The sequence below is a fragment of the Actinacidiphila paucisporea genome (assembly GCF_900142575.1).
GTDB classification, from domain to species: domain Bacteria; phylum Actinomycetota; class Actinomycetes; order Streptomycetales; family Streptomycetaceae; genus Actinacidiphila; species Actinacidiphila paucisporea.
Genome location: NZ_FRBI01000003.1, coordinates 208547 through 221811, shown reverse-complemented (window position 1 = coordinate 221811; position 13265 = coordinate 208547). Strand labels below are relative to the sequence as shown.

The 13265-nt window shown below is 70.0% G+C and carries 13 protein-coding genes; 4 read left to right on the top strand and 9 right to left on the bottom strand.

Annotated features, from left to right (window positions below; translation table 11 throughout):
• Nucleotides 1-33 precede the first annotated feature (33 nt).
• Nucleotides 34-699, bottom strand: coding sequence for an LAETG motif-containing sortase-dependent surface protein (locus tag BUE44_RS39495; protein ID WP_073494943.1), 666 nt, complete (start codon nt 697-699; stop codon nt 34-36).
• Between the two features lie 549 nt (nt 700-1248).
• Between BUE44_RS39495 and BUE44_RS07050 the strand changes: the two genes are divergently transcribed.
• Nucleotides 1249-4044, top strand: a complete 2796-nt coding sequence (locus BUE44_RS07050; protein ID WP_159450237.1) for an AAA domain-containing protein — start codon at nt 1249-1251, stop codon at nt 4042-4044.
• 45 nt (nt 4045-4089) lie between these two features.
• On the opposite strand, the gene BUE44_RS07045 is transcribed toward BUE44_RS07050, so the two are convergent.
• Complete coding sequence (locus tag BUE44_RS07045; protein WP_235001964.1) at nt 4090-5337, bottom strand: SMI1/KNR4 family protein; 1248 nt, start codon at nt 5335-5337, stop codon at nt 4090-4092.
• A gap of 213 nt (nt 5338-5550) precedes the next feature.
• Nucleotides 5551-5676, bottom strand: a complete 126-nt coding sequence (locus BUE44_RS39205) for a hypothetical protein (protein ID WP_265737148.1) — start codon at nt 5674-5676, stop codon at nt 5551-5553.
• A 215-nt stretch (nt 5677-5891) separates the two neighbouring features.
• Between BUE44_RS39205 and BUE44_RS07040 the strand changes: the two genes are divergently transcribed.
• Nucleotides 5892-6080 (top strand): hypothetical protein, encoded by a 189-nt coding sequence (locus BUE44_RS07040; RefSeq protein WP_073494937.1) that lies wholly within the window; start codon nt 5892-5894, stop codon nt 6078-6080.
• A 54-nt stretch (nt 6081-6134) separates the two neighbouring features.
• Here BUE44_RS07040 and BUE44_RS37390 read toward each other — a convergent pair whose 3' ends face one another.
• The 4 genes from BUE44_RS37390 to BUE44_RS07025 all read right to left on the bottom strand — a co-directional run bounded on the left by BUE44_RS37390 (nt 6135) and on the right by BUE44_RS07025 (nt 9977).
• Complete coding sequence (locus BUE44_RS37390; protein ID WP_159450236.1) at nt 6135-6308, bottom strand: hypothetical protein; 174 nt, start codon at nt 6306-6308, stop codon at nt 6135-6137.
• A gap of 93 nt (nt 6309-6401) precedes the next feature.
• On the bottom strand, nt 6402-8291 hold the full coding sequence (locus BUE44_RS37385) for a tetratricopeptide repeat protein (RefSeq protein WP_235001948.1): 1890 nt from the start codon (nt 8289-8291) through the stop codon (nt 6402-6404).
• A 316-nt stretch (nt 8292-8607) separates the two neighbouring features.
• Nucleotides 8608-9375 carry a hypothetical protein gene (locus tag BUE44_RS07030; RefSeq protein WP_143172479.1) on the bottom strand — a complete coding sequence of 256 codons (768 nt, stop codon included), beginning with the start codon at nt 9373-9375 and terminating at the stop codon, nt 8608-8610.
• 164 nt (nt 9376-9539) lie between these two features.
• On the bottom strand, nt 9540-9977 hold the full coding sequence (locus BUE44_RS07025) for an ester cyclase (protein WP_235001947.1): 438 nt from the start codon (nt 9975-9977) through the stop codon (nt 9540-9542).
• A gap of 86 nt (nt 9978-10063) precedes the next feature.
• Here BUE44_RS07025 and BUE44_RS07020 point away from each other — a divergent pair, with 86 nt between their 5' ends.
• On the top strand, nt 10064-10981 hold the full coding sequence (locus tag BUE44_RS07020; RefSeq protein ID WP_073494928.1) for a LysR family transcriptional regulator: 918 nt from the start codon (nt 10064-10066) through the stop codon (nt 10979-10981).
• 192 nt (nt 10982-11173) lie between these two features.
• On the opposite strand, the gene BUE44_RS07015 is transcribed toward BUE44_RS07020, so the two are convergent.
• Both BUE44_RS07015 and BUE44_RS07010 read right to left on the bottom strand, forming a co-directional pair.
• On the bottom strand, nt 11174-12040 hold the full coding sequence (locus BUE44_RS07015; protein ID WP_235001946.1) for an MBL fold metallo-hydrolase: 867 nt from the start codon (nt 12038-12040) through the stop codon (nt 11174-11176).
• A gap of 68 nt (nt 12041-12108) precedes the next feature.
• Entirely contained in the window at nt 12109-12933 is an 825-nt protein-coding gene (locus BUE44_RS07010) for an MFS transporter (protein WP_073494924.1), read from the bottom strand.
• 12 nt (nt 12934-12945) lie between these two features.
• On the opposite strand from BUE44_RS07010, the gene BUE44_RS37030 reads away from it, so the two are divergent.
• On the top strand, nt 12946-13158 hold the full coding sequence (locus tag BUE44_RS37030; RefSeq protein ID WP_143172478.1) for a hypothetical protein: 213 nt from the start codon (nt 12946-12948) through the stop codon (nt 13156-13158).
• Nucleotides 13159-13265: the final 107 nt, after the last annotated feature.

Here is a 13265-nt window from a genome sequence, read left to right as displayed (position 1 = left end):
GCGGGGTGACGTCGGCCCTGCGCGGGCTCGCCGTCAGTGCCGTCCGGCTGCCGTGCGGCGGCGCACCGCGAACAGCACGGCTCCGCCGGCGGCGACCACCGCGGCGGCCGACCCGGCGATGAGACCGGTGTTGCTCCCGCCGCCGGTGGAGGCGAGTTGGGTCCCCGCACCGTTCGAGGACGCGGACGCCGAAGGGGCCGCGGACGTCGAGGACACCGGCGCGACGGCGGCCGGGGAGGTCGGCGACGCCGCGGGGGCCGGGCTGGTCGCTGTCGGAGTGCCGCCCGACGGGGAGGCGTCGGGCACGCACGCGGTGTCCGGGGAGATCGGCAGTTCCGTCAGCCGCTCGTCGGCGAGGCTGCCCGCCGTGACCGAGACGTTCCACTGGTAGCCCTGCATCCACGGCACGAGGATCGTGGTGGTCGCCTGCCCCGTGGTGAAGTGGTCGATGTGCCCGGTGCCGACGGTCTCGCCGTCGAACCCGCTCGCCATCCTGATCCGCACGGTGATGTCCGCGGGCGTGCCGGAGGGGTCCGTGTCCGTGACGGTGATGGCGGCCTTGGCCGTGCCCGTGCTGGTGTCGCAGGACGCCTTCGCGGTGAAGTCGCCGATGCTGCAGGCGTAGGCGCTGCCAGAGGCCAGAAATACGGCAGCGGTTCCGGCCACGGCGGCAGCGGTGACGGCGCGCTTGGAAATCACGGGTGTCCCTCCCCAGGGAAATCGACGAGGGACGCCCGGCTCGGACCCCCACTCGCTGCGGGCCCAAACCCGCGAAGCCTCCGAGGGACCAGTGTCCCCGTCGAAGCGGCTCGCATTATGCCAACCCGCCCGACCGGCCAACGCACCGGCCCCCGGGCGTGATAAGCGATGCGCGTGCCGGGGCTGACCGGCGACGAGGCATGGCGCGGGCGTGGCCGGATTGCGGTGCCCGGTCCCGGGCGGCACGTAGAGTCGTGCGACTCGTCGCGGACATCTTGGGGGAGCACGCGTATGGCGCAGGTCGAGCAGCCGTTTCCGGTGCCCCAACTGCTCGCGGCGGTTCGGTCGGAGATCGCCGCCGAGCGGCGGAGCGACGGCATGGACGCGGAGAAGGTCTCGCTCGGCTCGGGGCGCCGGGTCACCACCGGGGGAGGACGAACCGAGTACGTCTTCACCTGCCGCAAGTGGAATCCGGTGCTGGACGGCGCCAAGGTCCTGATCCGCCCCTCACAAGCCCGCGGCCCGTGGACGCCGGCCGAGGTGTCCCGCATGCCCGACGGCAAGATCCGGGTCGTGGTCACCGGACCCGAATGGGGGCTCTCGGTGACCAGCGCCCAACTGCGCAGGGACGACGCCGAGAGCTGGGCCGCCATGGCTCGGAGTCTTGAAACGGTCGGTACGCCGAACAGCACCGTGCGGCTGGAGAGCGCCGGCTGGATACTCGGGCAGGGCAGTCCCCGCAACGCCCGGGTTCCCGACCCCGCTCGGTGGGTCGCCGGCTGGTCCGGGCTCAACCTCAACGCACGCCAGCGCCAGGCCGTGGAACAGGCCCTGGGGAGTCAGGTCCTGTTCCTCTGGGGACCGCCGGGTACGGGCAAGACCGATGTGGTCGGCCACATCATCGAGGGCAGCGTAAGACAGGGCCTCAAAGTCCTGTTCGTTGCCCCGACGAAGGTGGCCGTCGACCAGGCGCTGGAACGCGTCTGCGATCTCATGCGCGCCGAACCCGGTTTCACCGACGGTCTGGTGCAGCGTGCGGGCGCCATCGAACTTCCCTCGCTGAACGAGCGCTATGGCGAGCAGGTCGACACGGCTCGGATCACGGCCCGTATGTCGGCCCGGCTGGATGCCGCGCTGACCGAGGCCGCACACGCTCTGTCCGGAACACGCGCCGTCATCGCCCTCCATGACGAGGCTGCGTCGATCGAGGAAAAGCTCACCGGAGCCCGTGCCACACGTGCCGTAGACGCACAGGCTGCGAAGGCTGCCGAGGCGGAGCAACTGGGAGCAGAGGCGGAGGCGTCCCGGCTCCGCTCGAAAATCCTCCAGATGGGCGTGCCCAAAGGCATTTTCGCCAAGCGCAGGGAGGCCCAACTGGCTGAGCTCCAGGACGACATCACCCGCGCCGACACCGCCGCAGCGGCAGCACGGCGGCTTGCCGCCGACAGCACGCTTCGTGCTCGCCGGACCGCCGTCGCCATCGAGGACCTGCAGGATCGGGCAGCCACCGCCCGCGCGCGGCTCGCAGGGGCGTCGCCCCGGCCTGTGCTCGCCCAGCAGGCCGAGCAGCTCCAAGAGCGGATCGACGGACTCGACAAGCAGCGCAGGACGATGCAGGACACCGTGCGGGCCAAATGCCGTGTCATGGGTGCGACCGTTGCCAAGGCCATCCAGGCCCGCAAGCTTCTCGACCAGGTCGATGTCGTCGTCATGGACGAGGCCGGGATGGTAAGTCTGCCCGCCGCCTGGCTGGCCGCCGGACTCGCGGGCAAGCGCGTGGTCGTCGCTGGGGACTTCCGCCAACTGCCTGCGGTGATCAAAGGCGACAGCGACCCCGAGTCGACGGAGGCGGAGCGCGGGCACTCGCGGCACTGGGCTGCCCGGGATCCCTTCCATGCGGCTGGTCTGGTGGACCCCGGCGGCCGGGTGCGTCCGGACTCCCGTCTCGTAGCCCTCGACACCCAGTACCGCATGCGGGCCCCGATCTGCGATCTCGTCAACACGGTCGCCTACCCGGACGCCCGACTCGCCACCGGCCGCCAGGATCGCAGCAGCATCCCGTTCAACGGCCTGATCGACGCGCCCGTGATCCTCGTCGACACCTCCGAGCAGCGCATCCCCGGCTCCGACCACAAGACCAACACCGTCAACGAGGCCGTCGTCCACGAGATCGTGCGCGGCCTGCAGTACGAGGGGGTACTCCCGGGCCGTAAATGGGACTCGGACGAGATCGTACGAGGCGAGCGCGCCACCGACCGCCTCGGGGTGATCGCCCCCTACCGTGCCCAGGTCCGTGCGCTCCAGGGGAGTCTGAAGTACCGCTTCGGCCAGGAGTACGAAGGCCTGGTCGACACCATTCATCGTTTTCAAGGCAGCCAGCGCCCGGTTGTCGTCATGGACACCGTCGCGGGCGCCGGGAGACATCCGGGCTACTTCTACCAGGGCACGGGCCTCGACTCGCAGACCTGCCGCCTGCTCAACGTCGCACTGAGCCGGGCCCAGGACCACCTTGTCGTCGTCGCCGACGCCGACCACCTGAGGCGGCACCTGCCTCCCCACAGCGAAGCCATGCGCATGCTCGACCACCTCGGGGCACACGCCCAGCTGATGTCCGCCGACCAGCTCGTACCGACCCGCGGCGCCGCGCAGCTCGGCGGGTTGTCCGAGGAAGAACTCGCCCGCCCGGCGTTCTTCCCAGCAGACGAGGTGTACCGGGCCGTCGAGTGGGACATCGCGCACGCCGGCACCAGTATCGAGATCTACTGCGCCTTCCTGGACCCGAAGCCCGTGGCCAAGTGGTCGGCGCAGCTCGCCGCACGCACCGCCGCGGGAATACGCGTCGTCGTCCATACCCGCCCAGCTGAGGAACAGCGCGACACCGCCGCCGTGATCCGCCACCAGCAACAGATCGACGAACTACGGTCGGCCGGCTGCGAGGTGGACTTCCGCGAGCGCATGCACGAGAAGGTCCTCATCCTCGACGACACCGTCCTCTGGCACGGCTCACTCAACCTCCTGGCGAACATCGGCCCGACGGACCTGATGATGCGGCTCACCGACCCGACATCCTGTGCACGTGTCGGCCGCGTCGTCGGCCGCGCCCGCAAGGATCGGACCGCCTGGAAACCCCACGCCGCCACCCCTGCCGCCCCGTCTGCGGAATCGAGTGCCGAGGGTGTCCGCCCGGGTGCGGTCGTCGCAGGACGCCTCTACCTGAACGTCCCCTTCGCGGAGAAGGACGAGGCGAAGCGAACCATCGGTGCCCGGTGGGACGGCAAGAACCGCCTGTGGCACGTGGACGCCGAACGCGTCACCCGCCAGCAGGCCGGCCGCTGGCTACCGTGACCTCCGCCCCGGACTCTCTTCCGACCGGGGCACCCCGAATCAGCCCTACATGACGCCGGGGCCCGTACCCCGGGGCGTGGCCAGGATCTCGTGCCCGCGGGCCTGGGTGATCAGTTGGGCCAGGACAGGGTCGGCGAGCAGGGATACCGGGGCGACGTGGTCCTCGCACTCCGGGCGCCACAGGCGCAGCGCCGCCCGGAGTTCGGGCCAGGCTTTGTCGGTTGGTCGGGGATCTGGAACGGCCGGGTGCAAGGCGAGAGGGTCGATGACGGCGTGCACGGCCGCGTCGAAGTCGGGGCCGCCGCCGAAGGTGAGCCGGAAGCCTGGTTCTTCCGTCCGGGCCTCGTAGTCGGCGATGAGCGTTCGTACCGGTTCGGGCGCGTACTCCTTGAGCCGCGGTAGGGGCCGCAGGTCGTGAGGGTGGGCGAGCCGGTCGTGCCGAACCAGCAGCGGGAGGAGCTCCGTGGCGAACAGCGGGCTGAGAAGGAGGTCGTCCTTCGTCGGGCTGTACCACAGCAGGCTCGCGATGATCCGGGGCCAGTCGCCGAGCATCGCTTTCATCTGCGCGCTCAGGACATCGGCGCGCTCGCGTCCGTACTCGTACGCCTGGGCGAACGTGGCGAGCGGTTCGCTCACCGCCCCGGCCAGCGCCTCACCTCGGGCCCGCTCGACTTCCGCGTCCCAGTGGTCCCGAGTGGCACCCGGTGGCTTGCGCAAGGCGTGGAAGGACACCCACTGCCGGCGCATGAGGTCGTGGAACGATCCGTACCGCTCCGGCCCCTCGCCGGACCAGGAGGCGAGCCAGTACCCTGCCCACTCGCCGTCCTCGTCCACGTCGTCCGGGTCGAGCAACATGACCGCGGCGTCACCCTCGAGAGAAAGACGCAGGGAACGCGCGAGGACCTTCGCCTCCTGGACGCCAAAGGCTTCCTCGCCGTCATCGTCTTCCTCGATGTTGTCTTCCGTGAGGTCTTCCCAGACTTCGATCCAGTTGCGGTCGTCGGTGTCCCGCAGCCACTCCAGTTCCGTGGTTCCCGCCAGTCGGTAGATGAAGTTCCCCGCATCCCGCCACCCGTTGGTGACGAGCAGGAACTCCCGCAGTGAAGGCGGCAGTCGGCGCCCGAGCCGAGCCTCGGCCGCAGCGACCTCGGCCTCGCTCGCCGGCGCGAACCCGAGCCAGGCGTCCCGTACGACCTCCTCCGCGAGCGGCCCGTCCTGATCCGGATCGTGCGCAGCGACCCACTCCTCACTCCACTGCTTCAGAAAAGGCCGCCAAGCCCCATGCTCACCCATCGTCCCCACCCCTCGTCGTCCACCCTTCGACTTCACCCCACCACAGGGCTACGACACACGGGTCACGTGGTCGCCGGGGGAGGCACGGTCTTGGCAACGGCCGTCGGCTGGTGCGGGACACAGGTTGCCAAGGAGTCCGTTGTCGTCAGGACGGCCATGCGTCCGAAGTCCGCGCAGGACGAGCGATCCGGCACGCCGGCCCGGTCATGCCGGTTACACGTCCAATGCGACGCACTGCCCGACGAGGTCCTGGAGTTCGAACGCGGCCTCGGTGACCCGCTGTGCCGCGTCGTCCTCGTACAGTGCGATGTTCCCTTCGGTCGCTGAGAAGATGTCCACAGGATGTTCGCCCCCGGCTTCGGAATGGCGTCCTGCGCCCCCCAGGCGTCGGCACACGCCTGGATGAACTGCTGGCGCTGCTGGTCGCCGACGAGCAGTTCCGCGATGAGTACGCCGGGGGCGGCACCGATGCGGCCGGGCAGACGCTTAGGGAGGGGTAGGGCATGGGGATGTTCAGCAGGAAGCGGGCCGGGTAACGCGACGTCCCGCCTGAGTTGGTCGACGAAGCCAAGGCCAATCCCGGGGGCTGGGTCTACGAGATCGACGGGGACATGGTCGACGATCCGAACGGGGACGTACCGTCTGAGGCCATCATCGGAGCGTGGCAGGTCAACGCACGCGGGAAGATCTCCGGCGCGTTCCAGCCGAATCCGAACTACCGGCCGGGGGCGGAAGACCAGTAGCTCGGCGCCGACGCGGCGGATGGCCTGGGCACCCACACGGCAGTCGTGGGGCGATCACTCGCCGTCGTCCACCGGCTGGAGAATCTGCTCGAAGTCGCCTTCGTCGAGTGCGCCGCTGATCGCCGCGGTCATGTTGGCGATGCCGGCTTCGCGAACGATCAGCCCGTCCGAGCACCAGAAGTAGCGACCTCCCGCCGCCTCGCCGGTCCGGGCCCACCTCTCCATCACGCGCTGCACCTCGGCGACGGTCGTCGTCGGTCACCGGGTGAGTATCCCGAGCGAATTGCTGCGGCATCAACGGCACTTCCTGCGGCTGCCCCTCTATCTTTCCTTGCGACGGGCCCATTTGCGGAGCATCGACGTACGGGGCTGCTCCGTATCGTCCACGACCGCCGAGCCTTGCCGGGCGGCGAGGGTCTTTCGAGCCAGGCGCACTGTCTTGGGATCGATGCCTGGGCAGATCAATACGACGTGCGCGAGGGGGTCGTGCAGCGCGGTCGGCCGCCGGCCGACTGCTTGGGCGGCGTGGAGGTAGCGTCGCGAGACGGCGTCCGCGATTTCGGCGCGCCGGCCGGGATTGCGCCAGGCCTCGACGCACAGGGCGAACGCGGCGGCGTCGACGGTCCAGTCCTCGGGTCCGAACAGCAGGCGCAGCAGCAGGGTGCGCCGGGTGGACCGGGGCCACGGCTCTTCCACATGGTGGTGGAGGATGCCGAGGCACACCCACGCCTGGGCGAACCGCTCCCAGTACAGCGGGTGTTCGCGCTGGAGGTTCACCCATGACGGTTCGCGTGGCGGTGGCATATGGGCGAGCAGCCCCAGGAGATCGGCCGAGTCCAGGGTCGTGAAAGCCGAGGCCCGGTCGAAGGCGGTCAGGGGGTCGGCCCAGACGCCGGATGCGACGTGGTGGACGAGGTCGACGGCCTCCGGTGAGGGCGGTGGCACGGTCGCGGTGGCCTCGGTGCCGCGGTAGGTCCACAGCGGCGGACCGAATTCCGTACGGACGGGGATGCGCGGGTCGGGGTCGGACGGTTCCGGCACCGCGAGCGTGGACCGGGGGAAGCGCGTGTGAAGGAGGGACGTCGGGGTCGGTGCTTCGAGGGACGTCGCGTGTGACCTGACACCGGTGACCTTCCCCTGCCCTGACTCCTCGATCTCGGTCAGGTGACCGAAGGTCAGGGTGACGGCTTCGGTCGGCGGGGGGACGGTCTGGAGCCAGGTCGCGTCGTGGCAGGCACGCGATACGCACATGGCGAGGTAGGACTCGTCCGGATGTGCCAGTGCGAGTTCGATGAGCGCGGTCAGCTGGGCTACGTCGCCGCCCTCGTGGGCCTGCCTGCTCGCTCGGTATCGGGCCGCGAGGAGTGCCGCCCGGGCCTTGACCCCCGAACGGTCGGCTGCCGCCGCGCGCTCGGCCCAGCTCAGCGACTGGTCGAAGTCGCCCTGGTCGTACGTGATGTCCACGAGGTCGAGCAGGAGATCGGCGTTCGTGGGCCGCAGCGCGGTGGCGCGCGTCCAGGCGTCGATCGCCTGCTCAGGCTGTCCGCCGTCGCGGTGGGCGTAGCCGAGCATGATCAGGGTGAGCTGCGTCGTACTGCCCGTGGCACGTTCGGTCTTCTCGGCCAATTCGCACCACGCGATCGCCTCCGGGTACGCCCCGAGCCGTCTGGCCAACGCGGAGAGGGCGCACAGGAGGTCGGCGTCGGCGTCCCGGCGCTCCGCGGCTATTCGGGCCAGCGCCAGCCATGGTGCCAGCGGCATCATCGTCTCGGGCGGCGCCGGGTTGTCGATGGCTTGCCAGACAGCCGTTACAGCTTTGCCGATGGATATCAGCGGCAGAGAGGCGGCGAGTTCCGGGCTGAACCAGGGCGCGGCGGCCCACGGCCTCTCGGGTTGAGCGGCCACCAGGGACCCGAGCAGTTCGACGGCGTCGGCTGCCCGGCCCTCTCCGGCGATCAACACGATGATCGCCGCCGCGTTCCCGGAGAAGACCGTGGTGCCGTCGCCCTTGAACAGGTCGCGCGCCGCATCGGACGACCCGGCGGCCTCGGCGAGGTCACTGAGCGCGGCATAGGCGGACGCGAAGGTCGGATCATGGGAGAGTGCCTGGCCGAGATGGTGGGCAGCGTGCGAAAGCCGGCCGACGGCCACGTTGTTGCGGCAGGCTCTCACCTCGGCCGCAGCCCGAGAGCCAGGTGTCTTCGGCGTCATTCCGCTCCCATCGGCCCAGCGGACCAGGGCGCCCGCGAACGGGGAGCATACCGATGCGCAGTGACAGGCCGGCCGCGCGACCAGGAATCCGCAAGGGCGTTGCGGCCGACCGCTGGTGGAGCGTGCGTCCAGTGCTCTGACCGGGCGGGTTTCTCTAGTTGAGTAGGCTCAGCCTGGCTGCGTTGGAGGAGGAGGGCGGGTGTGACGGGGAGACCGTCGGGGCGGCGGCGGGGCGAATGGTTCCGGAGCCGGTCCGGGCGGGACACCGGCGCAGCTGCACTGCTCTTCGCAGGTGACGCACGGGGCGACAGCCGCGTCAGGAGGCCAGGGACGTCATCAAGTGGCGCATGGCCGTGGTCATGGCTGGGCGGAGATGGGTGAGGTCGGGCTCCTCCGGCGGGTCGCCGGAGTCCGTCGGGGACTCGTTGGTGCCGTTCCACTGGGTGTAACCGGTGACCTGGAGGGTGAGTACGGCGCCGCCGTGGAGGACTTCAAGCGTCTGGCCGGGGGCGGAGGGTGTCAGCAGGTATCCCTCGTCTCCGACGCCGGTCACGGGGTGCACGTCGGCGGCGGAGGTGAAACCGCTCTCGGCGATGGCGATCGCGGGGTCGCTGCCCGCGTCGTAGCCGGGGAGGTTGGAGACCCGGGCGTGGCGGGTGTTCTCGAACTCGGCGCGGGGGTCGGTCTTCTTGTGGAGTTCCACGCTGACGCTGATGTCGTAGGTGGTTGCCCATCCGTCGCCGGCCGACGACGCGGTGGTCAGGACGCACGACAGCTTGTCCAGCGCAGGTCCCCTGCTCACGGTTGCGCCGGACGTGACGAAGTCCCGCCTGCCCACGGCATCCTTGAGAGGCTTGAGAACGTCGCCGCTGCACGGGTTGCCGCTCAGGTGGTAGCCGTGCAGGTCCGGCGTCGTGCCGCCGGTCCCGTGCATGACCGCCGCCCACACCGCCGAAGCCACTGCGATTCCGCCGACCGCCCACAGCCACGGCCGGGGTTCGCGGACCACGGTGGGCCCGGTACCAGGTCCGTCGGAGTTGCTCAGCAGATCGCCGGGTAGGTCGCCGCCCGGGTCATCCGACATCTCCGGCTCACTGATCACAGCGGTTCCCCCCTTGCCACATGCTCCTGACATTAGTCGCTGCTGCTGTTCCGCTGTTCCGAACTGCGGGGCGGCGTTCTTACTTATGCTGTGCGACGTCGCCGACGGTCTCACCCCCCTCGGTGGCCGTCCGGCTAATACCTTCCTTACGCGTCCAGCTGGCGCAAGACTCCGCGATTGTCGACGCGCACCCACTCCTCGACAAGGCGTCCCCGGTCGTCGAAGCGGAAGATGTTGATCAGGTCGAACACGACGCGTCTGCCGTTGGGCGGCAGCGGGCCGACCGGTGACTGGGTGAACTCACGGGCGAATGTGCCTTCGATCCACGTCTGGCAGGCCACGTGGTCACCTTCGGCCACCACGATGCCGCGCCGTATCGACCGGTCGTCGAATGCCTCGCGCACCGACGCGAAGTAGTCGTTGAGCCCGGCGAAGTCGGACTCGAAGCCGTCCGGCCCGTGGAAGCGGAACTCCTCGGTGTCGAAGTACGTCGCCGCCTCGTCCGGATCCTCGCCCGACACCTCCAGTTCGCCGGCCCGGACCAGGCGTGCCACGAGTTCGTCACGAGTGAATTGCTGGGTCATGCCACCAGCCTGCCCGCCCCCAGCCATGCGGTCAAACGATGATTCGGCACCACTCGCATGACGGAACCGCATGTTAGGTTCGGGTCATGGCAGAGTTCACCCTCACTGGCTTCCGCGTCGTTCACCAGGTCGCCACCGCGGGATCGTTCACCCGGGCCGCCGAGATGCTCGGCTACACACAGTCGGGCGTCTCCCGCCAGGTCGCTGCCATGGAGGCGGCAGCCGGAGCGCCGATCTTCGACCGCACACGACGCGGCGTCGCGCTCACACCGGCAGGCCAGGTGCTCGTCCGCCGCGCGACGGAGGTTCTCGCCGGCGTGGCGGCGACCGAGCTGGAGCTCGCCGGCTTGCGCGACCGGCTCGCGGGGCGTCTCACGATCGGCGCCTACCCCACCGCCGCCATGGCATTGGTCCCGCGAGCGATGGCGCAGGTGACCTCCGGCCATCCAGGTCTCGCCGTGCTCCTGGAGGAGGCCGCTACGCCCGCCCTGCTCCGGCGGCTGCGGATGGGCCGGCTGGACATGGCCGTCATCGGGGTCGGCCACGGCCTGCCCGACTACGACCTGAGCGACCTCCGGCAGACCACCGTGCTCCAAGGCGATCTTCTGGTGGTCGTCCCGGACACGCACCGGTTCGCGGGCCACGCCGGCGTCACCGTACCGGACCTGGCCCAGGAACACTGGATCGCCGGGGACGGCGCGGCGGGTGAGCCGCAGTTCGGAGCCTGGCCGACACTGTCGGACCCCCACATCGCCCACACCGCGCGCAGCTGGTCGACACGCCTCAGCCTGGTCGCGGCCGGACTGGGCATCACGGTCATCCCCGACCTGGCCCTACCGGCCCTGCCGACGGGCGTACGGGCCGTGGCCGTCACCGACACCTACTGGCCCCGCCGCGCGACCGTCACCGTGACCCGGCCGCACCCTTCCGCTCAGACACAGGCAATGGTGGCAGCCCTGCAGAACCAGGCTGCCCGCCTGCAGGAACCGCCTGCGGACTCCTAGCAGGCAGAGGTCCTCAGGCGGCGCCGGCAGATGATGGCGCAGCCGGGGGTGAGGAAGGCTTCGTGGAGGTCGTCGCGGATCTCCCAGCGGGTGCGCCGGGAGGCGAGTTGACGGAGGAGGCCGACCGTCGCACGGTCGAAGTGTCCCGGACGGGCGGCCTGAGGGCTGCGGCAGCGGGGTCGCGTACCGGGCTCAGGCGTCGAGGCAGAGGACGAAGAGCGGGAAAGCGTAACGGCCCGGCTCGTCGCCGACCTCCCTGAGCGCGGCGGCGATCTCCCGCAGGTGGTCGGTGCTCATCTCCAGCGGGGGTTCGTCCGGCTGGTGGACCGTGCGGATGGGGTAGTCCACACCGGGGCTGCGCGTCATCTCGATATGGCAGCCGAGTACGTGGGTCACGGTCCGCCGGTCGCAGAAGTCGATCAGGCGGTCGATCGTACGCGTGAAGGCGGGCCGGTCCTGGACGTAGAGGCGCCCCGGGTAGACCGTGTCGCCGGTGAGGAGGAATCCCGTCCACGGGTCGTAGAAGGTGACGGCGGCCTCGTGGTGGCCGGGAGTGGCCAGGCATTCCAGCACCCGGCCACCCAGGTCGACCCGCGCCACGGCGTCGGGGTCGTGGTGGAAGCCGAAGTACGCCCATGCGGTGGCCAGATCGGCGCCGACGACCGTGGTGTCGGGCCGGTCGGCGAACTGTCCGTCGCCCGCGATGTGGTCCCCGTGCGCGTGGGTGTGCAGCACCAGAAGGCGGTATCCGTCCCGAGGGTGTTGGGCGAGCCACTCCGCGACGAGCCCGTCGACCACGCGTCGTACCGGAAAGAACTCCGGGGACGCGGTGGCACCGGTATCGATGAGCACCGCCTCGGTGTGTCCGAACAGCAGGAAGAGGAAGGGCGCCTCGAAGTTGATCGCCATGTTCTGCCGCAGGATGAAGGTGTGCTCGTCGTAGGCGTGGACCTGGATATCGGGGTCCGTGTTGTGCTTGGCCGACGGCGACCCGTGGATCCACGAGACACCCAGCCCGGCCTGCCCGACGAGTTCGTTCCGCGCCACATCACCACCCACGACGTCTCCTTCTCCGTACGCCACGCCGGCCCCCGGCTCACCGTATCGGCCGGAGCGCGGGAGCCGGCTCACCGTGCCGCCGCCCTGTGCGCGCGAATCTCCGGGGCGGGCCGCGGTGGAGGGGCGTGGCGCAGGAGCATCACCACGAGCGTCCCCGCGAGGACGTAGCCGACGCCTTGCGCCACAAGTATCGGGACGATGCCGAGTGTCCGGCCGAGGAAGCCCGCCGCGCTCGTGCCCGCGACGACCGCGATCCCCTCAACGGCGCTGAGCGCCCCGAAAACGCGGCCGCGTTGGCTGTCGGCGGTTTGGCGCTGCAGCAAGGTCGTCATGGAGGTGACCGTCAGCGCGCCGGGAACGCCCACCACGATCATCAGCACCATGGCGGGCCAGGTGGCCGCATACCCCCCGGGATAGAGGAACACCGCGAGGTCGATCAGGCCGAACGCCACCGCGGCTCGGCCCATCGTTCGGGTGGCGCGTAGCCGGTTGCCGATCGACGCGGCGAGAAGCCCGCCGCCGATGCCGCCGATCGCCTGGGCGGCGCTGATCAGTCCGTAGGTGCCGGCGCTCGCGTGCAGCACCGACCGGACGAAGGGAGCGAAGAGCGTGCTCATGACGCCCTCGCCGACACTGGTGATGAGCAGGAAGACGGCAATGGTGCGCAGCACGCGCCGGCGCAGGCACAGCCGTATCCCGTCCCTCCAGTCGGTGCGCAGCCGCGTGATGCGGGCACTGAGGTCCGTGCGCGCCGCGGGCGTCCGCTCGGTGCGCGGCGAGGCCGGGATCGCCGCGACCAGGGCAGCAGAGGCGACGAAGCTCATGCAGTCGAGGAGCGCGAGCAGGCCGATCCCACCGGCAAGCATCTGCTGGGAATATTGGGTAACGGCCATGGCTCGGATAGCGTGATCACGACCGACCGTGGATCTGCCGCGAGGAAGTACGTCAAGATGCGTGATCTGAACATCCTGAGCCTCGTGATGACCGCCCTCATCGCGGTCTGTGCCTGCATCACCTTTGGCATCACGGACGACGCCTGGGTACAGGGCCTCTCCGCTGGGACAGCACTGCTGGCTGTGCTGGGAGGCTGGCGTGAGCTACGGGCAGTACGCAGGTGACCCGTGCTCGGCACAGCTGGTCGGCCGCCAGTGACGTGTGGAGCCGTGTGCCGTTTTCCCAGTGACGGCCGACGCCGGACTGGTCAATCCCGATGGGCTTCGCGGGA